The following is a 22,551-nucleotide window of genomic DNA, read 5'->3' on the forward strand; positions in this document are numbered from 1 at the left end:
CAGGCGTATGGCCTGCTAGCATGCGAGCCATGAGCCAGCCAGATGAACCCACCGAGCCGCTCGCCGCGGCAGCCAGGACCCCGGCCTCGTCGCGGGACGTGCAGCCCGATCCGGTGATCGTCGACCCGCCGCGCTCGCGCCCGGCGCCCGCCGGCCGCGCGCCGCAGTCACGTGGTGGCGGCACCTTGGCATTCGCCCTGATCCTGTCGCTGCTGGCGCTGGCCGCCGCCGCATGGGTCGGCTGGCAGCAATGGCAACAGCAGCGCGGCAGCAACGCCGACCGCCAGGGCGTGGCGGCCTTGCAGCAGCGCGCAGAGGGCATCGAATCACGCGTGGGTGCGCTGGCCGACCAGCGTGCCAGCCTCGATCAGCGCGTGGACGACGCGGCGGCAGTCAACCGGTCGCTGCGCGAAGAATTGCTGGGCCAGAGCGAACGCATCCGCAACCTGGAAGATGCCGTGGCCAAGCTGGCGGAGAAGAGCCTCTCCGGCCACGACGCCATGCTGCTGGACGAAACCGACTCGCTGCTGCGCATGGGCGCCGAGCGCTATCGCCTGTTCCACGACGCACCAGCGGCCGCTGCCGCCTACGAGCTGGCCGACCAGACCCTGGCGGCGGTCAATGACGGCGCCTTCAGTGGCGTGCGCCAGGATATCCAGGCCGAGCGCGAAGCCCTGCTGAAGAGCCAGCCGACCGACCAGGCCGGGCTGCTGCAGCAGTTGCAGGCGCTGCGCGGCACGATCGGCGAACTGCCGCTGAAGCCACTCGACACCCCCGCCGCCGCGCAGGCCACCGACGTCTGGTCGCGCATCCGCCGCGCGCTCGGCAGCGTGGTCAGCGTGCGTCGCGACAACGGTGCGCCGCTGGCGGTGGCTGATGCCCGCTTCGCGCGCGAGCTGGCCGCGCTCGACCTGGCGCAGGCGCAGGCCGATCTGCTCGCCCACGACGGCATCGCCTATGCCGCGGCATTGCAGCGGGTGCAGGCCAGCCTGACGAGCCAGTTCGATGGCGACGCGAATTCGGTGCAGCAAGCCCGCGCCGCGCTGAAGAAGCTGCAGGAGCAACGACCTGCCGACAGCGCGGTGGAACTGGGTGCGGCCTTGCGCGAGTTGCGCAACCTGCGCGCGGTGCACGCGCTTGCGCCCGCGCCGGCCCAGTCCGCGGCGAAGCCTGCCGTTCCGGCGGCACGCCGGGGTGGAGTGCAGCCATGAGGCTGTGGCGCTGGCTGTTGCTGCTGGTCATCGTGGCGGCCGTGGCCGCGTTCGGCTGGCACTGGGTGGCCGAAGACCCGGGCTACGTCCTGCTGCGCATGCGCGGCTGGCGCGTCGAGACCACGGTGATTGCCGCGGTGGTGCTGTGGCTGCTCGCGTGGGCCGTGCTCAGCCTGGCGTGGAGCCTGCTGCGCTGGCCGTTCGGCGCACTCTCGCGGCGCCATCGCCGGCTCAGCCAGCAGCGCCTGGGCGAAGGTCTGGTGGCACTGATCGAAGGCCGCCACGGCGACGCCGAGCGCGACCTCAATCGCGCCTCGCGGCTGGAAAGCCTGCGCGGCCCGGCCCTGCTCGCCGCAGCCGAAGCCGCGTCGCGCCGCGGCGAGTCCGCCCGCGCGCTGGAGTCGCTCGATCGGGCTTCGCAATACGTTCCGCAGGCGGCCCGCGTGTTGCGCGCCCGCCTGCTGCGGCGCGAGGGCAAGCCGGCCGAAGCGCTGGCGCTGCTGGCGCCGGAAGCGGACAAGGGCACGCTCACTCCCGGCGGTTGGCGCGAGCTGGCGCAGGCGGCTCGCGAAAGCGGCGATCTGCGCCGCGCGCGCACCGCGCTGGAGCCGCTGCAGAAGAGCGGCGCGCTCGGCAGTCGCGCGTACGCGGCACTGGAAACGCAGATCCTGGCCGATACCTTGCAGGCCGCGCCGGACGGCGCCGCGCTGAACACGCTGTGGTCGCAGTTGCCGAAAGCGCAGCGCCGCCCGCCGACCGTGGTCGACGCCTATGCGCGCCGCGCCGCGTTCTTCGGACTGATGCTGCCGGCGATGGACGAACTGGAGTCGGCACTGCGCCGTGAATGGTCGCCGCGCTTGATCGAGACCTGGGGCCTGCTTGCCGGCGACGATCTCGAACCGCGCCTGCGCCGCGCCGAAGCCTGGCTCGACGTCCACCCGAACGACGCCCACCTGCTGCTCGCCCTGGGCCGCATGTGCGTGCGCCTGAAACTGTGGGGCAAGGCCCGCCAATACCTCGAACGCTCGCTGGCGCTGGAGCCCGTCGCCGGCGCGTGGGAAGCCCTCGGCGACACGTTCGCCGGTCAGGGCGACGCCGCCGAAGCGCAGCGCTGTTATCGCAACGCACTGGCGATGACCCGCGGCGAAGCCGTGCGCGACACCCGCAGCCGCACCGGCGGCGCCATCGACACCACCGTCATTGCGGTGGAGGAGCGCGACCAGCACGGCGTGCCGAGGTTGCGCAGCTGAACCTCGGCCAGCGGCCCGCTCAGGTCGTCCCCGGCCTCCCGATTTCCACACGCGAACTTCCTTTCGTCGCCCCGGTCCCATGCCTGATCTCGAACCGGATCAGCACATGAAACATCGACACGCGGGACTTCTTGGCCTGGCCTGCAGCGGACTGTTCATTGCAACCGCCGCGACGGCGGCTCCGCCGGCGCCAGCGACCACGCCGGACAGCTACGCCAGGCCCGGCCAGCGCATCGCCATCGATCACGGGCGCAGCCTCAACCTGCGCTGCAGCGGCAGCGGGCCGGTGACCGTATTGCTGGAGGCCGGGGCGCATGCCGATTCGCAGAGCTGGTTCCGCGTGCAGCCGTTGCTGGAAACGCATGCGCGCGTGTGTGCCTATGACCGCGCCGGCTACGGCTTCAGCGACGAGGGCCCGTTGCCGCGCGATCTTGCCGCCGACGTCGCCGACCTGCATGCGCTGATCCGCGCCGCCGGCCTGCACACACCGCTTCTGCTGGTGGGTCATTCGCTGGGCAGCAACATCGTGCGCCGCTATGCCAGCGAGCATCCGGACGACGTTGCCGGGATGGTGCTGGTCGATCCGCCGGCACAGGGCCAGGCGCGTTTCCTGCCGGCATCGTGGACGAAGGACGAAGCTGCGCTGACGACGCAGCGCGACGCCTTCATCGCCAGCTGCGAGCAGGGCGCCGAGCGGGGCGTGCTGGGCCAGCCGCCGCCGGCGCTGGCGCAGTGCGTCGGCGGACCGCTGCCGTGGCAGAGCGCGGCGGTGGCGGCCGCCGACCGTGCGCGCAAGCTGCGTCCGGCGTTCTGGCATACCTTGCGCTCGGAGCTGGCGCAGAACGCGTCGGTGTTCGCCGCGCCGGTGCCGGCAAGCGAATCGCACGGCGACATGCCGCTGCTGGTGCTGCAGGCTTCGGGCACCTACGCGGATGCGCCGGAAGCCATGCGCAAGCCGCTGGAGGCCGCGCGCGAGGCGACGCAGCAGCGCATCACGGCCAGCTCGACCCGCGGCACGCTGCGCCAGGTGGCCGACAGCTCGCACGACATCGAGATGGATCAGCCGCAGGCGGTGGCCGATGCGGTCATGGAGCTGCTGCGCGAACCGGCCCCGGCCAGGCGCTGACCCGCGCGACGCGCGCGGGCAGCCTCAGCGTTCCTTGATGCGCAGGTTCTTCATCAGCAGGTCGAGCTGGTGTTTCATGCGGGCCTGCGAAGAAGTGCCGGCGACGCCGTAGAAAGCGGTGTACAGCACCGACGGTTTGCCGTCGCCCGGCGCTGGCGTGGCGACGGCGTCGATCTTCATCAGGCCGTTCTCGGGGCGCGCCACCGCGTTGAACGGAAACTGGCGCTGCACCAGTTGCTGCCAGCGGCTGCTCATGTCCTTGTCCAGGTTCGGTGGCGGTGCCATGTAGCGCTGGATGTCGACGTTTTCCTGGTTGTCGGAGGTGGAGTCCTTCCACACATTGACGATGCCCACGTCCCATACCGGCTTGCCGTCGGAAAGAAAGAAGCGGAAGCCAAGCCACAGCATGTTGTCGGGGGTGATCTCCTGCACCTCGGGGCCGTAGGAGAAAGCCACCCGCGGCGACGCATAACTGAAGCGGTGGCCGTAGTCGAAGTCGATGCGGATGTCCTTGAAGACGGCCGGTTTCAGCTTCGCGTTCTTCAGGTAGCCGGTCCACTGCGCAAGCGTGCCCTCGTAGGTCGCGTGGATGAAGCCGCTGAGCTGGTCCATGTCCAGCCGGGTGTCGTGCAGGCTTGCCGGCGACGTCATCCGGGTCAGCATCACGCTGCCGTCAGGCACCGGCAGCGAATACACCACGCCCAGCGCGTTGGCATATGGCAACGCCCATACCGACACATGCCACGGCCGGCCCCAGCGATCCTCGTGCACCGATTCCTGCACGGGCTTGCCGAAGGAGGTGATCTTGATGTTCTCGCCGGCCACCGCGCGCCGGAACATGCCGGTCTGCGCCAGCAGGTCCATGCGCGCACGTGCATCGCGGTAATAGGTTTCCGCGTCGAAACCGTCGGGGCGGCGCAGATGAAACAGGCCGTTGCGACCGATCGCGCCGGCGTCCACGTAGCCGTTGCCGCTCAGCGTGTAATGACTGGAAGCCTCGCCCACGCGGCTCCATTCGCCTTCCGCACCGCGCATGATCAACGACGGGAACGCGTTGAGCTTGGTGCGCTGGTGCAGCAGGCGCAGCGAGCCCGGGCCATCGGGAAACAGATTGGCGGATTCCCTGGCGAGCAGGGTTTTCAGCATTGTGTCGGCGTTGGCGTTCGCGCGATCGAGGAAGGCGCGGTAGAACGCGTCCAGGCCCAGCGGCAGCGCGAACTGCGCCTTGAACGTGCCGTTCTCGACGGCCTGGAAGATGTCCAGCTGATAGACCAGGCGCGAGTCGATGATCGCCTGGTGCGCCGGGGCGTTCAGCACCTCGCTGATCGGCAGCGCGTAGTTGAGGTTCTCGTTCGCCGATTTCGCCAGCACCACGCCGATGAGCTTGCCGTTCCTGTCCAGCAGCGGGCCGCCGCTGTTGCCCGGTGAGGCGGCGGCGGAAAAGCGCATCCAGTTCCAGCTGCCGTCCTGCTGTTCCGGCGTGTTGGAGGTGTACAGGCCGTCGCGGATCACGATGCCGGTGCCCAGCGCGTTGCCCACCGCATACACGACCTGGTTCAGTGCCGGTCGGGTGTCCACCGGCAGCGGCTTGACCGACGGCGGCGAGGCCAGCGAGAACACCACGAAGTCCTTGCGCAGCGAGTACTGCTCGATCTTGTCGATGGCGTAGACATGGCCTTGCGAATCGCGCAATTCAGGTGCGCCCCACAGGCTGCCCGCGCCGGCCAGCAGCACGTGGCCGGCGGTGACATAGCGGTTGGGGCCGATCGCGAACGCCGTGCCGATCGAGTGGTACTTGTCGGTGCGTTCCTGGAACGGCAGCAGGTCCAGCGGCAACGGCTTCTCGTAACTCAGCGGATCGTCGACGGGCTTGGCCTGCACGACCTCGAACGTGGCCGCTTCGATGCGGGGCAGCATGGCCGGATCGAGCGTCGCGGCGTGGCTGCCGGTGAAGCCGCCCCAACCGATGCCGATGCACAGCGCCCACCGCGCGAAGTTCCTTCCCTTGCCGCCGATCCGGCGGCTCACGCCTTGCGAACTGGACATGGATTTCCCTGGCTGCGGGCGGCCATCCGAGTATCCCCCGTGAATGCTCGCGGACGCGGCCCCGCTGCAGATAGTGGCATGCCGCCGCGGCAATTGCATCGCGCGGCTTGCCTTGCGGCTCCTGCCCCGTACGCGGTTACAGCGCGGTGAGATTGGCGTAGGCCGCCACCAGCCACTTGCTGCCCACCCCTTCGAAGTTGACCTGCAGGCGGGTGTGCGCGCCGCTGCCCTCGGCGCTGAGCACCACGCCTTCGCCGAAGCTGGGATGGCTCACGCGCTGGCCGAGTTTCACCGGCAGCGACTCGTCCAGGGAGGGCGACGTCTCGCGCGCGCGACCGGTGTACAGCGGCCGGGTCACGTGCACGCGCGGGCGCACTTCGTCGATCAGTTCGGGCGGCATTTCGGCGAGGAAGCGCGACGGGCGGGTCAGCATCTCGGCACCGTGCATGCGACGCGACTCGGCGTGGCTGACGATCAGCCGCTGGCGCGCACGGGTGATGCCGACGTAGGCGAGCCGGCGCTCTTCCTCCAGCCGGCCCTCGTCGTTCACCGAGCGCTGGCTGGGGAACAGGCCTTCTTCCATGCCGACCAGGAACACCACCGGAAACTCCAGCCCCTTGGCCGAATGCAGGGTCATCAGCTGCACGCAGTCCTCGCCTTCGGCACCCTGGCTTTCGCCGGCCTCCAGCGCGGCGTTGGAGAGGAACGCGTTGAGCTCGCTCAGGCCCGCGTCGATATCCTCCGCCGAGCGCTCGAAGCGGCTGGCCACATTGATCAGCTCGTCCAGGTTCTCCACCCGCGCCTCGGCGTTGCCGCGGCTGTCCTTCTCGTAATAGTCGCGCAGGCCGGTGTGGGTGATGGCATGGTCGATCTGTTCGGCCAGGGACAGGGAATGGTTCCCCTCTCCCTCCGGGAGAGGGGCCGGGGGTGAGGGTACGGGCGGAGCGGCGCCTTCCGGTGATCTCGTACCCTGAGAGTCGTGCGCCATCTGGTCGATCAAGGCCAGGAATGCCTTCACCGCATTCTTCGCGCGGCCGGCCAGCTCGTTGCCGCTGCCCAGTTCGATCAGCGCCGCTTCCCACATCGAGACGTTGTCGCGCCGCGCGCGCCGGCGCAGCACGTCGAGCGTGCGCTCGCCGATGCCGCGCGGCGGGGTGTTCACCGCGCGCTCGAACGCGGCATCGTCGTGGCGGTTGGCGCTGAGGCGCAGGTAGGCCAGCGCGTCCTTCACTTCGGCGCGGTCGAAGAAGCGCTGGCCGCCGTAGACGCGATAGCCGATGCGGCGCTGGACGAGCTGCTCCTCGAAGTTGCGCGACTGTGCGTTGGAGCGATAGAGGATCGCGCAATCCTGCGCACTGCCGTGCTCGTCGATGTACTCGCGGATGCGCTCGACCACGAAGCGCGCCTCGTCCTGCTCGTTGTAGGCGGCATACAGCGCGATGCGCTCGCCGTCCTCGCCGGCCGTCCACAGCTGCTTGCCGAGGCGGCTGCCGTTGCGCTGGATGATGTGGTTGGCCGCCTGCAGGATGGTCGAGGTGGAGCGGTAGTTCTGTTCCAGCTTGATCGTGCGCGCACCGGGAAAATCGCGCAGGAACTGCTGCATGTTCTCGACCTTGGCACCGCGCCAGCCGTAGATGGACTGGTCGTCGTCGCCTACTGCGAAAACCTGACCGGTTTTCGCGGGAATAGGGAATGGGGAATAGGGAATAGGAGCATCCCCGGTCGCCGCGGCGCCGTCAGCTCTCCCTATTCCCGATTCCCTATTCCCGATTCCTTGGTTCGCACCCGACAGGACGCGCACCCACGCATACTGCAGCGTGTTGGTGTCCTGGAACTCGTCGATCAGCAGATGGCGCCAGCGTTGCTGGTAGTGCTCCAGCACGGCGGGGTTTTTCAGCCACAGTTCGTGCGCGCGCAGCAGCAGTTCGGCGAAGTCCACCAGGCCGGCGCGACGACAGGCTTCCTCATAGGCCGTGTAGATGTTGACGAAAGCGCGCGTTACCGGGTGGTCGCGATGCTCGATGCTGTCCGGCCGCTTGCCCTCGTCCTTCCACTGGTTGATCTGCCAGCAGGCCTGGCGCGGCGGGAACTTCGCCTCGTCCAGCCCCAGCCCGGCCACCACGCGCTTGACCAGCCGCTGCTGGTCGTCGGAATCCAGGATCTGGAACGTCTCGGGGAGGCCCGCCTCGCGCCAGTGCCGGCGCAACAGGCGGTGGGCGATGCCGTGGAAGGTGCCAACGGTCAGCCCCTGGGTGCCACCGGGGATCAGCGAGGCCAGCCGCGCGCGCATTTCGCCGGCGGCCTTGTTGGTGAAGGTGACGGCGAGGATTGCCCACGGCGGCACGCCTTCGGCCTGCATCAGCCAGCCGATGCGGTGGGTCAGCACGCGGGTCTTGCCGGAGCCGGCTCCGGCCAGCACGAGGTAGTGCCCGGGTGGGGCGCAGACGGCTTCGCGCTGGGCTTCGTTCAGCGGATCGATCAGGTACGAGACATCCATCTCGCCCATTGTAGTGGCCGCCAACGAAAACCGCCGCGAAGCGCGGCGGTTTTCGTTGGCGGGTCGATGCGCTTCAGCGCTTCTGCATGAAGCCGCCGAGGGCGAGCAGGCCGCCGACGACGATCCCGACGATGCCGATCCACTGCGGCACGCCCTTGTCGTGCGTGGCGGTGAGCTTGGCCGAGCCGACCTGCACCAGCGTGTCGGTGTCCTGGTAGAAGGCATGTCCGGCGACCACCCAGATGCCCGCGGCGACGAGAATGATGCCAATGACGATCAAGCCTGCACGCATGGTATTCCCCGTGATGATGGTGGATCGAGTATGCCGCAATCGTTCGTGCACGGAATGTACACGCCGGTGAGGCAAAAAAAGGCCCCGAAGGTTAGGGGGAACCTTCGGGGCCGGGGCAGACGCGAAAACCCAGGGGAGAGGTTCGCGACTGTGGCCGCCCAGGGAGGTGGGCTGGCCGCGGATGCCGTTGCGTGCATCCGAAGGATTAGATGCGGCCGCGCCGGGAAAGTTGCAAGGCTCGCGCAGAAATTCAACTGCGATTCATTCTCATGGAAAATTAACCTCCGGCCGGCGTCAGTGTGCCTCGTCCCAGTTGGCGCCCACGCCGACATCGACCAGCAGCGGCACGGACAGTTCCGCCGCACCGGACATCCGCTCCGACACCGCGCGGCGGACCTCCTCGACGGCGTCGGCGCGCACCTCGAACACCAGTTCGTCGTGCACCTGCATCAGCATGTGGGCGTCGTCGCGTTCGGCCAGCCACGCCGCCACGGTGATCATCGCGCGCTTGATGATGTCCGCCGCGGTGCCCTGCATCGGCGCGTTCACCGCGGCGCGTTCGGCGCCCTGGCGCAGGCCGGCGTTGCGTGCGGTGAGGTTTTCCAGGTACAGCCGGCGGCCGAACAGGGTCTCCACGTAGCCGTCGCGGTGGGCCCGCTCGCGGGTGGCTTCCATGAAAGCGCGCACGCCGGGGTAGCGCGAGAAATAGCGGCCCATGTAGTCGCTGGCCTCGCCGCGGTCCACGCCGAGCTGGCGGGCCAGGCCGAACGCGCTCATGCCGTACATCAGGCCGAAATTGATCGCCTTGGCCGCGCGGCGCTGGTTGGTGGTGATGTCTTCCGGCGCCACGCCGAACACTTCGGCCGCGGTGGCGCGATGCACGTCGCCACCGGAGTGGAACGCGCGCAGCAGGCCTTCGTCGCCGGACAGGTGGGCCATGATGCGCAGTTCGATCTGCGAGTAGTCCGCCGCCATCACCTTCCACCCCGGCGGCGCGATGAACGCCTGGCGGATGCGCCGGCCTTCCTCGGTGCGCACCGGGATGTTCTGCAGGTTGGGGTCGGAGGAGGAGATCCGCCCGGTCGCCACCGAGCCCTGGTGGTAGCTGGTGTGCACGCGGCCGGTGCGCGGGTTGACGATGCCGGACAGCTTGTCGGTGTAGGTGCTGCGCAGCTTGGCCAGGCCGCGGTAGTCCAGGATCAACCGCGGCAGTTCGTGCGTCTCGGCAATCGCCTCCAGCGCTTCCTCGTTGGTCGAGGGCTGGCCGGTCGGCGTCTTGAGTTTCGCTTCCAGGCCCAGTTCGTCGAACAGCACCGCCTGCAGCTGCCTGGGTGAATCGAGATTGAACTCACGCCCGGCCAGCGCGTGCGATTGCTGCTGCAGCTCCAGCATGCGCTTGCCCAGCTGCTGGCTCTGCGCGCGCAGCGCGTCGCCGTCGATCAGGACGCCGCGGCGCTCCATCCCGGCCAGCACCGGCACCAGCGGAATCTCGATCTCCTCGTACACGCGTTGCAGCGAGGGCACGCCCTGCAGCCTGGGCCATAGCGCATGGTGCAGGCGCAGGGTGATGTCGGCATCCTCGGCGGCGTAGCGGCAGGCAGTGTCCAGGTCCACCTGCGAGAAGGAAATCTGCTTGGCCCCCTTGCCGGCGACCTGCTCGTATTTCACGGTCTCGTAGCCGAGGTATTTCTTCGCCAGCGAATCCATGTCGTGGCGTGTGGCGGTGGCGTTCCACACGTAGGATTCCAGCATCGAATCATGCTTCACGCCCTGCACCGTGATGCCGTAATGCGACAGGATGTTGATGTCGTACTTCGCGTGCTGGCCGAGCTTGGGCCGCGCGGCATCCTCGAAGATCGGCTTGAGCGCGCGCAGCACCTCGCCACGATCGAGCTGCGGCGGCGCGCCCGGATAGTCGTGGCCGAGCGGGATGTAGCAGGCCTTGCCCGGCTCCACCGCGAAACTGATGCCGACGATGTCCGCACGCATCGCGTCGATGCTGGTGGTTTCCGTATCGAAGGCGATCAGTTCGGCGCTGCGAAGCTTTTCCAGCCACGCATCGAAGGCCGGCCGGGTGATGACCAGTTCGTATTCGCCCGGCCCTTGCAGGAGCGCACCCTGTGCGCGATGCCCTTCGTCCCGCGCCGGAAGAGCTTCGCGCACGGGGTGCGCTCCTGCAGGTTCCGCCGTTCCATCCAGCTCCTTCAACGCCGCCTTGAACTCGTAGCGCGTGTACAGCTCGCGCAACTGTTCGACATCGGGCTCGCGCTGCGCCAGGTCGGTGGGGCCGAACTCCAGTGCCACGTCGGTCTTGATCGTCACCAGTTCGCGCGACAGCGGCAGTTGCGGCAGCGTGGCGCGCAGGCTCTCGCCGATCTTGCCGCCGACCTTGTCGGCATTGGCCATCACGCCATCCAGCGAATCGAACTCGGCCAGCCATTTGGCGGCGGTCTTGGGCCCGCACTTGGGCACGCCGGGAATGTTGTCGATGGCGTCGCCGGTGAGCGTGAGAAAGTCGATGATCTGGTCCGGCCGCACGCCGAACTTGGCCATCACGCCGGCATCGTCCATCACCGTGCCGGTCATGGTGTTGACCAGGGTGACCTGCGGTCCGACCAGCTGCGCCATGTCCTTGTCGCTGGTGGACACTTCCACCTCGATGCCGAGCGCGCGCGCCTGCACCGCCAGCGTGCCGATCACGTCGTCGGCCTCGACGCCGTCCACGCGCAGGATCGGAAAGCCCAGCGCAGCGACGATGGCCAGCATCGGCGCAACCTGCGCGCGCAGGTCGTCCGGCATCGGCGGCCGGTTCGCCTTGTACTGGTCGTACAACGCATCGCGGAAGGTCGGCCCGGGCGCGTCGCTGACGAAGGCCAGGTAATCGGGCTTTGCCTTCAGCGTGGCGCGCAGCATGTTGACCACGCCGAACAGCGCACCGGTGGGCTCGCCGCGCGCGTTGGAGAGCGGCGGCAGCGCGTGGAACGCGCGGTAGAGATAGGACGAACCGTCGATGAGGATGAGCTTGGGCATGGGCGCGATTCTCGCATGCACGGCGAAATGTCGCGTTTCACGGAAGCGCCGCGGGTGCGCTGCTATGCTGCCCTCCCCATCGAGGTTGCCACCATGAAAATCCCTGCCGTGCCGGTTGTTGTCGCCACCTTGCTGTCGACCGCGCTGTTCGCCGCGGCAGTGCACGCCCAGACGGCCGCCCCCGGTCCGGCCTTGCCGCCGCCCGGCATGAACGATCCCGGCGTGCAGGCAAACCCGCCGCCGGCCACGTCCGCGGCACCGCCCGCGAGCGCGCCGAAACCCGATCTGCGTCCGCTCACCCTGCCGGCGATGAAGAGCGGCGACAGCCGCATGGGCCGTCCCGCCGACGAGCCCGAAGTGCAGATCCGTCAGCAGGGCGAAAACACGGTGCAGGAATACAGCCGCAACGGTCGCGTCTACATGGTGGTGGTCACGCCCAGGCACGGCCTGCAGCAGACCTACATGGTCGACCCGCAGGGCCGGCTGGTGGACGAACACGGCCAGCGACGCGCCACGCCCGCGCTGTACAAGGTGCTGGAATGGGGCAAGAGCCGCCCGCCGGCCGAGTCGTCCGACGACACCGGCGCGCCGGCTTCCAGCAGCAGTCGCTGAACCTCGATGACGGCGCGGCCGCTCAGGCCGGGTCGTCCAGCTCCGGGTAGTGGCGGAAGATGCCGCTTTCATTGAACGGTACGCGCCGCGTGGACGCCAGGTAGGCCGCGATACGCGGGCGCTGGGTCACGTTGGCGTGCAGCGCGTGCAGCAACGGCAGGCCGGCGTGCAGGCGTTGCATCGTGCGGGGAAACGCATAGTTCAGGCCGCTCATCAGCTGGAACAGCGACAGGTCGACGCAGGAGTGCCGGCGCAGGGCGTGGCGGCCACCGCCGCGCTCCAGCACCTGCTCGAAGTAGTGGAGAAACTTCGGCAGCCGCTGCGTGCGCAGGTCGCCGGCCCTGCGGCGGGCTTCCTCGCGCTGGTCTTCGTAGTAAAGGCCGCTGGCGATGGGGTGGTGCGCGTCGTGCACTTCTGCCACGAGGTCGGCGATGGTCAATTGCAGCTGGTGGGCGTAGCGCCGCACGCTGGTGCCTTGCGGCAGCAGCGACAGTGGCGGGCCCAGGTATTGCAGGATGTTCGCGGTCTGCGCGATCACCAGCCGACCGGCCTTGAGAAACGGCGGCGCGAACGGCAACGCGCCTTCGTGCGCGCCGTCGAGGTAGCGCACGATGGCATCGTCGCCTTCCTCGCGCGCCACGTCGACGTAATCGGCGCCGGCATCCTCCAGCGCCAACCGCACGAATTCACCGCGGCCCTGGATGCCGCTCCAGTAATACAGTTCGTAGCGCATGGCAGCCTCCGCAGCGGGATATCCGATGCTGCGGCGTGACATTACTACGCGACGTGCAGGAGCCCGCTCGCGGGCTATGCTCCTGCCTTTGCGAATCCCCGGGAAAAGCATCGCCCGCGAGCGGGCTCCTGCGGGACGTGCGCTCAGTGGCGGAAATGGCGCATGCCGGTGAACACCATCGCGATGTCGTGTTCGTCGGCGGCGGCGATCACTTCGCCATCGCGCATCGAGCCGCCGGGCTGGATCACCGCGGCGATGCCCGCCTCGGCCGCCGCGTCGATGCCGTCGCGGAACGGAAAGAACGCGTCGCTGGCCATCACCGAGCCGCGCACTTCGAGCTTCTCGTCGGCGGCCTTGATGCCGGCGATCTTCGCACTGTAGACGCGGCTCATCTGGCCGGCACCGACGCCGATGGTCTGGCGATTCTTCGCATAGACGATGGCGTTGGACTTGACGAACTTGGCCACCTTCCAGGCGAAGATGAGGTCGTGGATCTGCGCTTCGGTGGGCGCCTTGCAGGTGACCACTTTCAGGTCCGCCGCGGTGATCATGCCGGTGTCGGCGCTCTGCAGCAGCAGGCCCGAACCGACGCGCTTGGAGTGCATGCCGGGGTGGGCATCACGCAGTTCGCCGTGCGTCGGCAGCGGGATCACCAGCACGCGCACGTTGCCTTTCTTGTGGAATGCCTTCAGCGCGTCATCCGCGTAGGCCGGCGCCAGCACCACCTCGACGAACTGGCGCTCGACGATCGCCTTCGCGGTAGCGCCGTCGACTTCGCGGTTGAACGCGATGATGCCGCCGAAGGCCGAGGTGGGATCGGTCTGGAAGGCCAGATCATACGCCTTGCCGATGCCGTCCAGGCTCACCGCCACGCCGCAGGGGTTGGCGTGCTTGACGATCACGCAGGCCGGCTTGACGAAGCTGCGCACGCATTCCCACGCGGCGTCGGCGTCGGCGATGTTGTTGAACGACAACTCCTTGCCCTGCAGCTGGCGGAAGGTGGCCAGCGTGCCCGGCGCCGGATACAGGTCGCGGTAGAACGCGGCGCTCTGGTGCGGGTTCTCGCCGTAGCGCAGGTCCATCAGTTTGACGAAGCGGCCGTTGACCTGGCCGGGGAACATGTCGTGGCCGGCGATGGCGTCCTGGGCGTCGTTGAGTTGCAGCGCGGACAGGTAATCGCTGATCGCGCCGTCATAGCTGGACACGTCGTTGAACGCGGCCACCGCCAGCTTGAAGCGCGTCGCGCGAGTCAGGCCGCCTTGCGCCTCGATCTCCTCCAGCGCCGCGTCGTACTGCGCGGGCGAGGTCAGCACGGCCACGTCGTTCCAGTTCTTCGCCGCCGAGCGCAGCATCGCCGGACCGCCGATGTCGATGTTCTCGATCGCCTGCTCCAGCGTGCAGTCGGGCTTTGCCACCGTGGCCTCGAACGGGTAGAGGTTCAGCACCAGCAGGTCGATCGGCGCGATGCCGAGTTCGGCCATCACCGCATCGTCGGTGCCGCGCCGGCCGAGCAGTGCGCCGTGCACCTTCGGGTGCAGCGTCTTCACGCGGCCGTCCATGATCTCGGGGAAGCCGGTGACGTCGCTGACCTCGGTAACCGCGATGCCCGCCTCGCGCAGCGTGCGCGCCGAGCCGCCGGTGGAAAGCAGTTCCACCCCCTTCGCCGCCAGCCGCCGCGCCAACTCGACCAACCCCGTCTTGTCGGAAACGCTGAGCAGCGCGCGGCGAACGGGAACGACGGCAGGGACGGACATGATGGCTCCGGGATCAGGGATGGAAAATTCGTGGTTGCAGTGGCGGGCCGGGCGGTGATCTGGGTTGTTGCCAATCCCCCATCCCGCGTCAGCGGCCTCAAAGCAACCCGTGCGCCGCCAGCTTCTTGCGCAGCGTGGCGCGATTGATGCCCAGCGCCACGGCGGCGCGGCTCTGGTTGCCGCCGTGGAAGGCCAGCACCTCGCGCAGCAGCGGCACTTCGACTTCGTGCAGCACCAGCGCGTGCAGGCCCTCGGCACATTCGGTGTCGCCGATGTCGGCCAGATAGCGTCGCACCGTGCGGCTGACGCACTCACTCAGTGCGCTGCCGGAGCCGTGCGCAAGCGCAGCTTGCGACGAGGTCGATACGGCAGCCTCGGCGGCAGGCAGTCTGGCGGCATTCACGGATACTTTCCCTCGCATGCGGTGCGGCGGCTGCGAGGGCCGCTGCGTTCTCTGGTGTCGGTTGGTGCATTCGCAGCATGGATCGAGTGCCGGCGGGCACTCGGTGCGAGCGCTTGAGTCTACCCTTGTGCGCGGTCGATTTTAAGTCCCTCGACAAGCGCGGGAGACCCTGATCCGTTCAGCCGAGGCGTCGTTGCCCATGGGGCGCTGCACGCTTCACTCGAAGCCGAACTCGAACGCGACGGCCTGGTCGCCGGGGTCCTTGACCTCCAGCAGCAACACCGCCACGGCACCGGGCGCCAGGCCGCGACGCAAGGTCGCAGGGTCGTCGAGGTACTCCGTCGGCTGCAGCCGGCGCATGGCCAGTCGCTGGCCTTGCGCGTCGGACAGCGTCACCGTCACCACCGGATAGGGCTGCGCGAAGCTGGCGTCGTTGCGCACGCTGGCGCTGATCATCAGCGCGTTCGGCACGCTGGGGTGCGCCTGCACGTTGCTGGCGAGCAGGCGCAGGCGTGCCGGCGCGGCCACCAGCGGCAGCCGGCAGTGCAGCACGGCACAACTGCTGCGCAACCAGCCGCCTACGGTGGGATCGCGGATCAGGGCGTCGCGCTTGGCCCACCCCAGTTGCGCGAGCAACAGCAGTGTCAGCACGCCGCAGGCAAGTATCCACGGCCAGTTGCGCTCGCCCGAGGCGGCGCGCAGGCGATGGGCTTTCCCGCGCGTGCGCTTGCCCGCGCGGCCGCGCGACTGGCGGGCGAAGCGCGGCGTGAACACCAGTTGCGAAAAATCCTCGGGCGGCGCGCTGGCCGGCTGTTCGGTCGCCACCACCACCGGCTCGGGTTGCGGCCGATAGACCACCAGGTCCAGCAGCGGCGGTTCCAGCGCGGGCTCGTTGACGGCCAGTTCGACGAACGGCTCGGGCGGCAATTGCTCGGTGAGCGTGGCCAGGCTGCCGAAGCTGGCGTTGCAATGCCCGCACACCACGTGACCGTGAGCCTTCGCCAGTGTCTGTGCATCCAGCGAAAACACGGACAGGCATTCGGGGCATTGGGTATACATGCGTCGCCGCTTCAACCGGTATCGCCCAAGCTTAACAGGCTGTCCGGAGCATGCGGATGCAGCGGCGGCGTCAGCGGCGACGACGCCCGCTGATGCGCACCCAGTCGTCGCGAAGGTCTGCGCGCAAGTCCTCGAACCATTCCGCGTAGCGCGTCAGCAACTCGTCCTGCTGGCCGGCGAGGATGCCGGAGATCGCGAAGGGCGCGCCGGGTTTTGCCGCGGCCGCGAAGGTCGGCGCCAGCAAATCGAGCGGCCCGGCGAGGATATTGGCGACGAACACGTCGGTGGCGCCGTCGGGGCGATCTTCCGGCAGGAACAGCGTCAGGCGATCGGCCACGCCGTTGCGCGCGGCGTTGTCGGCCGAGGCCGTGAGTGCCTGCGGATCGTTGTCGATGCCGATTGCGGCAGCGGCGCCGAGCTTCAGCGCAGCGATGGCCAGGATGCCGGAGCCGCAGCCGTAATCGGTGATCGTCCTGCCGTGCAGGTCGAGCCCGTCCAGCCATTCCAGGCACAGCGCGGTGGTCGGGTGGGTGCCGCTGCCGAAGGCGAGGCCCGGGTCGAGCCGCACGACGACGCGCATGGAGGCATCGGAGCGGCCGATGTTGCCGTCATCGACGGGCGGCTCGATGTTCCACGGATAGATCCACAACCGGTGGCCGAACGCCATCGGCTTGAACTGGTCCATCCACGCGCGCTCCCAGTCCTGGTCGGCGACGTCGCGGAAGCTCAGCTGATCCGGTTCCAGCCATGGCAACAGGTCGCCCAGTGCCGCGGCAATGCCGCGCCGGTCGGCGTGCTCGTCGAACAGCGCATCCAGCGTGATCGTCGGCCACAGCGGCAACTCGCCCACGCCCGGCTCGAAGATCGCCTGCTCGTCCGGCGTCTCGGCGTCGGCATCGCGCAGGGTGATCGACAACGCGCCCAGATCCTCCAGCGCCTCTTCCACGCGCGGCTGCTGTTCGGTGCGGATGATCAGGGAGAGTTCGAGGAAGGGCATGAGGCGAGGAGTGAGTGAAGAGGAGTGAGGAACGAGAGAAGGGCGAGGCTTGGCGAGTGTGTCAAAGGTGGAGAGAAGCACGGGCGCGCCGGCCTTCTCTCACTCCTCAACTGCTCTTCACTCACTTCTCTGCCGCACCGGCGGCAGCCTTTTCCTTCTGTTCGGCCATGCGTTTTTCCAGGTAATGGATATTCTGGCTGCCGTGCTGGAAGCCGACGTCGGCCATGATCCGCTGCTGCAGCGGGATGTTGCACTTGACGCCTTCGATGACCGTTTCGGCCAGCGCCAGCTGCATGCGCGCGATGGCGGTCTTGCGATCCGGGCCGTGGACGATCAGCTTGCCGATCATCGAATCGTAGTTCGGCGGGATTCTGTAGCCGTCGTAGAGGTGGGTGTCCACGCGCACGCCGGGGCCGCCCGGCGCCTCGAAGCGCTTCACCGTGCCGGGGCTGGGCATGAAGGTGTCCGGGTCCTCGGCGTTGATGCGGCACTCGATGGCATGGCCGGTGATGTGCACGTCTTCCTGCCGGATCGACAACGGCTGGCCGCCGGCGATCAGCAACTGCTCGCGCACCAGGTCCACGCCGGTGATGAATTCGGTCACCGGGTGCTCGACCTGGATGCGGGTGTTCATCTCGATGAAGTAGAAGCGGCCGTTCTCGAACAGGAACTCGAACGTGCCGGCGCCGCGGTAGCCGATGCGCAGGCAGGCGTCGACGCAGACCTTGCCGATCTGCGCGCGCAGCTCGGGCGTGATGCCCGGCGCCGGCGCTTCCTCGACCACCTTCTGGTGGCGGCGCTGCATCGAGCAGTCGCGTTCGCCGAGATAGATGGCGTGGCCCTGGCCATCGGCCAGCACCTGGATCTCCACGTGGCGCGGGTTCTCCAGGAACTTCTCCATGTAGACCTGATCGTTGCCGAAGGCCGCCTTGGCCTCCTGCTTGGTCATCACGATGGAGTTGCCCAGGTGCGCCTCGGTGCGCACCACGCGCATGCCGCGGCCGCCGCCGCCGCCGGCGGCCTTGATGATCACCGGGTAGCCGATCTCGCGCGCGATCTTGATGCTGGCGTCGACATCCTCGGTCAGCGGACCACCGGAGCCGGGCACGCAGGGCACGCCGGCCGCCTTCATCGCGCGGATCGCCTCGACCTTGTCGCCCATCAGGCGGATCACGTCGGCGGTCGGTCCGATGAAGATGAAGCCGGACTGCTCCACCTGCTCGGCGAAGTCGGCGCGCTCGGAAAGGAAGCCGTAGCCCGGATGGATGGCCTGGGCGTCGGTGATCTCCGCTGCGGCGATGATGCGCGGGATGTTGAGGTAGCTGTCCGCCGACGGCCCCGGGCCGATGCAGATCGCCTCGTCGGCCAGGCCGACGTGTTTCAGGTTGCGGTCCACGGTGGAGTGCACCGCGACCGTCTTGATGCCAAGGCTGTGGCACGCGCGCAGCACGCGCAGCGCGATCTCACCGCGATTGGCTATGACGACTTTTTCTAGCATGGGAAGCTCCGAAGGAGCAGGGGACGGGAGCGGGGAGCGGTGGATGACGATGAGCGCAATGCCGTAGCGGCCGGCTCTTCCCCATCCACCGTTCCCCGTTCCGTATCCCCCGCCGAATCACGCAATCACGAACATCGGTTCGTCGAATTCCACGGGCTGGCCGTTCTCGATCAGGATGGCCTGTACGGTGCCGGCGACTTCGGCTTCGATCTGGTTGAACATCTTCATCGCCTCGATCACGCCCAGGGTGTCGCCGGCCTTGACCTGCTGGCCGACCTTGACGAAGGCGGGGGCGCCGGGCGAGGCGGAGGCGTAGAAGGTGCCGACCATCGGCGCCTTGACCACGTGGCCGGCCGGCAGGGCGTCGGCGGGCGGCGCTTCGGAAGCGGCGGCGGGCGCAGCAGCCACCGGGGCGGCGGCCACGGCAGGCGCGGCGGCGACCACCGGCGCGGCGGCCGCGACCGGTGCGGTGCCCTTGGGCACGCGCGACAGACGCACGACTTCCTCGCCCTCCTTGATCTCCAGTTCGGCGAGGTTGGATTCCTCGAGCAAGTCGATCAGCTTCTTGATTTTGCGCAAATCCATCGGATCAGCCTTTGGTCAGTCATGCCGCCGTGGAGGCGGCTGGAAGGGGAAAGAGGGTGCCGCCGGTCAGGCGTCGGCGGCAGGCTGCGCCTGCAGCCGCTGGATCGCCGCGTCCAGCGCCAGTGCGTAGCTGGCGCTGCCGAAGCCGCAGATCACGCCGAGCGCCAGATCCGACAGATACGAGTGGTGGCGGAACGGCTCGCGCGCGAACACGTTGGACAGGTGCACTTCGATGAACGGGATGGCCACCGCCGCAAACGCGTCGCGCAGCGCGATGCTGGTATGGGTGAAGGCGCCGGCATTGCACAGGATCAGGGCGGTGCGGTCGTCGCGCGCCTGGTGCACGCGCGCAATCAGCTCATGCTCGGCATTGGACTGGAACCACTGCAATTCGTGGCCGGCCGCCTGCGCCCGATCGGCCAGGCTCTGGTTGATCCCGGCCAGCGTTTCGCGGCCGTAGATCTGCGGCTCGCGTGCACCCAGCAGGTTGAGGTTGGGTCCGTGCAGGACCAGGATCTTCGCCACGAAACCACCCAGCTTGCGTCCGGAGGCCCCGGAACCCGGCGCAGTGTGCGCGCGTCGGGCGATGTTGTCCAGTTCGCGGCAGATCGGCGATGTTCAACGGAGAACCCGCAGGGATTGCCCTGCGCTGGCGTATGTTTGGCCGAACTCAGGGAGCACCTTGCTGCGGCGCCAACCACTGGGTCAGCAGCTGCGGCGAAAGAATGCCGGCGTGAGTCGCGATAATGTGTCCATCGGCGCCGATCAGCACGCTGAATGGCAGGATTTCGGCCTCATCGCCCAATTGCAGGGATGTGCTCGGTGCCTCCATATTGCCCAGCAAGATCGGGTAACTCACCGGTTGCCTGGCCAGAAAAGCACGAACGTGGTCGGGCTGATCCATGGCGATTCCCAGCACGATCACCCCATTATCGGCGAACTTGCGTTGGGCTTCGTCGAGCGCGGGCATTTCCTGCAGACACGGGCCGCACCAGCTGGCCCAGAAATTGATGAGCAGGCGGCGCCCGCGGTACGCCGTCAGCGCGTGCATGCGCCCGTCCAGATCCGCCAGCGTCAGCGCCGGCAGCGGCTTGCCGACCATCGCCGACACGGCCGGCGCGGCGACCGGAACGGAGGCTGTCGCGCGATGGTGTCGGTATTGGGCCAGCCCGCCGCCGAGCAGGGCGGCCAGCGCGGCGAGCAGCAGGATCAGGCCGGAGGTGCGGTCGAGCATCAGCGCGCCGCGTCGGTCAACGCCCGTTCGACCATCGAGGCGGTCAGCACGGTCGACAGCTGCCGGCCGGGACCGCCATCCTTCGGGAACACCACGTACAGCGGCACGCCCGGCGAGTGGTACTCGGCCAGGAAGGCGCTGATCGCCGGGTTCACGTCGGTCCAGTCGCCCTTCATGTAGACCGCGCCGGTGCGCTGCAGCAGGTCGCGGAAGCGCGCGGTGTCGAGCACCGTGTGCTCGTTGGCCTTGCAGGTCACGCACCAGTCGGCGGTCATGTCCACGAACACCGGCGTGCCCGCTTCGCGCAGCGCGGCCAGCTTCTCCGCGGAATAGGGCACCACGCCGTCGGCCATGCGGGCTGCGGTTGGCGGCGGCACCTGGCTGAGCAGGCTCATCGGCACCAGCGTGGCGACCGCCAGCACGGCCACCGCCAGCTTGCTGACCACGCCGCGCGAACGGCTGCGCTCGAACCACCACAAGGTCATCGCCAGCAGCACCATCGCCACCAGCACCAGGCCCACCGCGTCGGCGCCGCGCTGGTTGGCCAGCACCCAGACCAGCCAGGCGGCGGTGAGGTACATCGGGAAGGCCAGCACCTGCTTCAGCGTTTCCATCCAGCGCCCGGGCTTCGGCAACCATCGCGCCACCGCGGGCACGAAGCCGATGGCCAGGAACGGCAACGCCAGGCCGATGCCCAGCATCAGGAACACCAGCAGCGCCGACAGCATCGGCGCGGTGAACGCATAGGCCAGCGCGCCGCCCATGAAGGGCGCGGTGCAGGGGCTGGCCACCACCACCGCCAGCACGCCGGTGAAGAAGTCGCCGGCCGGACCGGCGCGCCGCGCCAGCCCGGCGCCGGTATTGCCCAGCGAGGCGCCGAACTGCACCACGCCGGACATCGACAGGCCCACCGCCAGCATCACGCAGGCCAGCACGCCGACCACCACCGGCTGCTGCAGCTGCGTACCCCAGCCCAGTGCGTGACCGGCGCTGCGCAGGGCGAGGATGCCCAACCCCAGCGCGGCGAAACTGCACAGCACGCCGGCGGTATAGAACAAGGCATGGCTGCGCCGCGTGGCGGGGTTTTCGCCGCTCTCCAGCACGCCGACCGCCTTGATCGACAATACCGGCAACACGCACGGCATCAGGTTGAGGATCAGCCCGCCGCCCAGCGCCAACGCCAGTGCGGCGAACAGGCTGGTGCGCAGCGGGCCGCCGTTGGTGGCCGGCGGCAGCTCCCTGGCGGCGCTGGTCGGCATGCCGGTGGCGACCGTGCCGCTGCCCGGGTCGAGTTGCACCGTGCGCGTCATCAACGGGTAGCACAGGCCGCCGTCCTGACAACCCTGGAAGGTCGCCTCCAGCGTCAGCGGTCCGGACCTGGCGGGTACGCCTTCGAGCGCCACCGGCACTTCGACCTGGTCGAAGTACACCGTGACCTCGCCGAACTGCGGGTCCTGATGCCGCACGCCGGCCGGCCACGCGGGCGTCCCCAGCTGCACGCCGTCGGCCTTCCTCAGCTTGAGCGTGGTGTGGTCGCGATACAGGTAATAGCCCGCCGGCATGGTCCAGCGCAGCAGCAGTTGCTGCGGGCTCTGCGCCAGTGCCTCGAAGCGGAACGCCTGCTCGGGCGGCAGCGGCGCCCGCGTCACGCCGGTGGCGGCGCTCTGTCCGCCGCGGCCGAGCTGGTCCAGTGCCGCGCCCAGCGAGCCCGCGGGTGCGGTCGGTGCGGTGGCGGTCGGCAGCGCCAGGTCCAGTTGTTCGGTATGCGGCGGGTAACAGATCTTCGGGTCGACCTCGTGGCAGCCCTGGTACTGCACGCTGAGCTTCAGCCGCGTGGTGCCTGTGGCGACGGTGTAGGGAATGCTGGCGTCGATGTCGTGGTGGTAGGTCTCCACGTCGCCCAGGTATTCATCGTGGTATTTCCTGCCCTCGGGCAGTTGCGCCTGGCCCAGGGTGACGCCGTCGCCGGCCTTGAACTTCATGCGGCCGCGATAGAGGTAGTAGTCCGGCGCGACCTTCCAGTGCAGCTTGAGCACGCCGGGAGTGCCGGCGTCGGCGCTGAGCTGGTAGGCCTCGGTCACCGGCAGCAGAGCGTCGGTGTCCTGCGCCAACGCGGGCAGGCCGGCCAGCAGCAGGCCCACGCCCAGCAGCAGGCGGGCAAACATCGGGCCGGCGGACAACGATCGCATCATGACTCCGGAAAACATGGGGCCCGCGCGCGGGC

18 protein-coding genes are annotated in these 22,551 nt (G+C 68.6%); 4 read left to right on the forward strand and 14 right to left on the reverse strand.

Translation table 11 applies throughout. The annotated features are described in order from the left end of the window. Nucleotides 1–29 precede the first annotated feature (29 nt). From ACVCMC_RS15705 to ACVCMC_RS15715, 3 genes are all read left to right on the forward strand, one after another. Nucleotides 30–1,211 (forward strand): uroporphyrinogen-III C-methyltransferase, encoded by a 1,182-nt coding sequence (locus ACVCMC_RS15705; RefSeq protein ID WP_447097977.1) that lies wholly within the window; start codon nucleotides 30–32, stop codon nucleotides 1,209–1,211. Beyond that, nucleotides 1,208–2,461: a heme biosynthesis HemY N-terminal domain-containing protein gene (locus ACVCMC_RS15710; RefSeq protein WP_447097978.1), complete on the forward strand. Its 1,254-nt coding sequence runs from the start codon at nucleotides 1,208–1,210 to the stop codon at nucleotides 2,459–2,461. The genes ACVCMC_RS15705 and ACVCMC_RS15710 overlap by 4 nt, the downstream gene beginning before the upstream one ends. A gap of 106 nt (nucleotides 2,462–2,567) precedes the next feature. Next, nucleotides 2,568–3,587, forward strand: a complete 1,020-nt coding sequence (locus ACVCMC_RS15715; RefSeq protein ID WP_447097979.1) for an alpha/beta fold hydrolase — start codon at nucleotides 2,568–2,570, stop codon at nucleotides 3,585–3,587. A 24-nt stretch (nucleotides 3,588–3,611) separates the two neighbouring features. Here ACVCMC_RS15715 and ACVCMC_RS15720 read toward each other — a convergent pair whose 3' ends face one another. From ACVCMC_RS15720 to polA, 4 genes are all read right to left on the reverse strand, one after another. After that, a complete protein-coding gene (locus tag ACVCMC_RS15720; protein WP_447097980.1) occupies nucleotides 3,612–5,633 on the reverse strand; it encodes a trypsin-like peptidase domain-containing protein in 2,022 nt (673 codons plus the stop codon). Between the two features lie 136 nt (nucleotides 5,634–5,769). After that, nucleotides 5,770–8,130, reverse strand: a complete 2,361-nt coding sequence (locus ACVCMC_RS15725) for a 3'-5' exonuclease (protein ID WP_447097981.1) — start codon at nucleotides 8,128–8,130, stop codon at nucleotides 5,770–5,772. 73 nt (nucleotides 8,131–8,203) lie between these two features. Next, nucleotides 8,204–8,422, reverse strand: coding sequence for a hypothetical protein (locus ACVCMC_RS15730; protein WP_395120306.1), 219 nt, complete (start codon nucleotides 8,420–8,422; stop codon nucleotides 8,204–8,206). 294 nt (nucleotides 8,423–8,716) lie between these two features. Beyond that, nucleotides 8,717–11,452, reverse strand: a complete 2,736-nt coding sequence (gene polA, locus ACVCMC_RS15735; protein WP_447097982.1) for a DNA polymerase I — start codon at nucleotides 11,450–11,452, stop codon at nucleotides 8,717–8,719. A 93-nt stretch (nucleotides 11,453–11,545) separates the two neighbouring features. Between polA and ACVCMC_RS15740 the strand changes: the two genes are divergently transcribed. Beyond that, entirely contained in the window at nucleotides 11,546–12,064 is a 519-nt protein-coding gene (locus tag ACVCMC_RS15740; protein ID WP_447097983.1) for a DUF2782 domain-containing protein, read from the forward strand. Between the two features lie 22 nt (nucleotides 12,065–12,086). Here ACVCMC_RS15740 and ACVCMC_RS15745 read toward each other — a convergent pair whose 3' ends face one another. From ACVCMC_RS15745 to ACVCMC_RS15790, 10 genes are all read right to left on the reverse strand, one after another. Beyond that, nucleotides 12,087–12,797 carry a glutathione S-transferase gene (locus tag ACVCMC_RS15745; RefSeq protein WP_395120303.1) on the reverse strand — a complete coding sequence of 237 codons (711 nt, stop codon included), beginning with the start codon at nucleotides 12,795–12,797 and terminating at the stop codon, nucleotides 12,087–12,089. Between the two features lie 143 nt (nucleotides 12,798–12,940). Next, nucleotides 12,941–14,551 (reverse strand): bifunctional phosphoribosylaminoimidazolecarboxamide formyltransferase/IMP cyclohydrolase, encoded by a 1,611-nt coding sequence (gene purH, locus ACVCMC_RS15750; RefSeq protein WP_447097984.1) that lies wholly within the window; start codon nucleotides 14,549–14,551, stop codon nucleotides 12,941–12,943. 97 nt (nucleotides 14,552–14,648) lie between these two features. Beyond that, nucleotides 14,649–14,954: a helix-turn-helix domain-containing protein gene (locus ACVCMC_RS15755; RefSeq protein WP_395120301.1), complete on the reverse strand. Its 306-nt coding sequence runs from the start codon at nucleotides 14,952–14,954 to the stop codon at nucleotides 14,649–14,651. Nucleotides 14,955–15,170: 216 nt separating this feature from the next. Beyond that, nucleotides 15,171–16,013, reverse strand: coding sequence for a zinc-ribbon and DUF3426 domain-containing protein (locus tag ACVCMC_RS15760; RefSeq protein ID WP_395120299.1), 843 nt, complete (start codon nucleotides 16,011–16,013; stop codon nucleotides 15,171–15,173). Nucleotides 16,014–16,083: 70 nt separating this feature from the next. Next, on the reverse strand, nucleotides 16,084–17,010 hold the full coding sequence (prmA, locus tag ACVCMC_RS15765; protein ID WP_447097985.1) for a 50S ribosomal protein L11 methyltransferase: 927 nt from the start codon (nucleotides 17,008–17,010) through the stop codon (nucleotides 16,084–16,086). Between the two features lie 121 nt (nucleotides 17,011–17,131). Further along, nucleotides 17,132–18,508: an acetyl-CoA carboxylase biotin carboxylase subunit gene (accC, locus tag ACVCMC_RS15770; protein ID WP_395120297.1), complete on the reverse strand. Its 1,377-nt coding sequence runs from the start codon at nucleotides 18,506–18,508 to the stop codon at nucleotides 17,132–17,134. A gap of 117 nt (nucleotides 18,509–18,625) precedes the next feature. Beyond that, the gene (accB, locus tag ACVCMC_RS15775) at nucleotides 18,626–19,093 is read right to left on the reverse strand and encodes an acetyl-CoA carboxylase biotin carboxyl carrier protein (RefSeq protein ID WP_447097986.1); all 468 of its coding nucleotides are present in this window, start codon (nucleotides 19,091–19,093) and stop codon (nucleotides 18,626–18,628) included. Between the two features lie 66 nt (nucleotides 19,094–19,159). After that, nucleotides 19,160–19,618, reverse strand: a complete 459-nt coding sequence (aroQ, locus tag ACVCMC_RS15780) for a type II 3-dehydroquinate dehydratase (RefSeq protein ID WP_447097987.1) — start codon at nucleotides 19,616–19,618, stop codon at nucleotides 19,160–19,162. Nucleotides 19,619–19,763: 145 nt separating this feature from the next. Continuing rightward, complete coding sequence (locus tag ACVCMC_RS15785) at nucleotides 19,764–20,327, reverse strand: TlpA family protein disulfide reductase (protein ID WP_447097988.1); 564 nt, start codon at nucleotides 20,325–20,327, stop codon at nucleotides 19,764–19,766. Beyond that, on the reverse strand, nucleotides 20,327–22,516 hold the full coding sequence (locus tag ACVCMC_RS15790; RefSeq protein ID WP_447097989.1) for a protein-disulfide reductase DsbD family protein: 2,190 nt from the start codon (nucleotides 22,514–22,516) through the stop codon (nucleotides 20,327–20,329). The genes ACVCMC_RS15785 and ACVCMC_RS15790 overlap by 1 nt, the downstream gene beginning before the upstream one ends. Nucleotides 22,517–22,551: the final 35 nt, after the last annotated feature.

The sequence above is a fragment of the Rhodanobacter sp. UC4452_H20 genome (assembly GCF_052978205.1).

Coding starts and splice junctions, on each gene's coding strand:
- ACVCMC_RS15705 (WP_447097977.1), top strand. CDS start 30: ATGAGCCAGCCAGATGAACCCACCGAGCCGCTCGCCGCGGCAGCCAGG.
- ACVCMC_RS15725 (WP_447097981.1), bottom strand. CDS start 8,130: ATGGATGTCTCGTACCTGATCGATCCGCTGAACGAAGCCCAGCGCGAA.
- ACVCMC_RS15730 (WP_395120306.1), bottom strand. CDS start 8,422: ATGCGTGCAGGCTTGATCGTCATTGGCATCATTCTCGTCGCCGCGGGC.
- ACVCMC_RS15745 (WP_395120303.1), bottom strand. CDS start 12,797: ATGCGCTACGAACTGTATTACTGGAGCGGCATCCAGGGCCGCGGTGAA.
- ACVCMC_RS15720 (WP_447097980.1), bottom strand. CDS start 5,633: ATGTCCAGTTCGCAAGGCGTGAGCCGCCGGATCGGCGGCAAGGGAAGG.
- ACVCMC_RS15740 (WP_447097983.1), top strand. CDS start 11,546: ATGAAAATCCCTGCCGTGCCGGTTGTTGTCGCCACCTTGCTGTCGACC.
- purH (WP_447097984.1), bottom strand. CDS start 14,551: ATGTCCGTCCCTGCCGTCGTTCCCGTTCGCCGCGCGCTGCTCAGCGTT.
- accC (WP_395120297.1), bottom strand. CDS start 18,508: ATGCTAGAAAAAGTCGTCATAGCCAATCGCGGTGAGATCGCGCTGCGC.
- ACVCMC_RS15710 (WP_447097978.1), top strand. CDS start 1,208: ATGAGGCTGTGGCGCTGGCTGTTGCTGCTGGTCATCGTGGCGGCCGTG.
- accB (WP_447097986.1), bottom strand. CDS start 19,093: ATGGATTTGCGCAAAATCAAGAAGCTGATCGACTTGCTCGAGGAATCC.
- ACVCMC_RS15785 (WP_447097988.1), bottom strand. CDS start 20,327: ATGCTCGACCGCACCTCCGGCCTGATCCTGCTGCTCGCCGCGCTGGCC.
- polA (WP_447097982.1), bottom strand. CDS start 11,452: ATGCCCAAGCTCATCCTCATCGACGGTTCGTCCTATCTCTACCGCGCG.
- ACVCMC_RS15715 (WP_447097979.1), top strand. CDS start 2,568: ATGAAACATCGACACGCGGGACTTCTTGGCCTGGCCTGCAGCGGACTG.
- ACVCMC_RS15790 (WP_447097989.1), bottom strand. CDS start 22,516: ATGCGATCGTTGTCCGCCGGCCCGATGTTTGCCCGCCTGCTGCTGGGC.
- prmA (WP_447097985.1), bottom strand. CDS start 17,010: ATGCCCTTCCTCGAACTCTCCCTGATCATCCGCACCGAACAGCAGCCG.
- ACVCMC_RS15760 (WP_395120299.1), bottom strand. CDS start 16,013: ATGTATACCCAATGCCCCGAATGCCTGTCCGTGTTTTCGCTGGATGCA.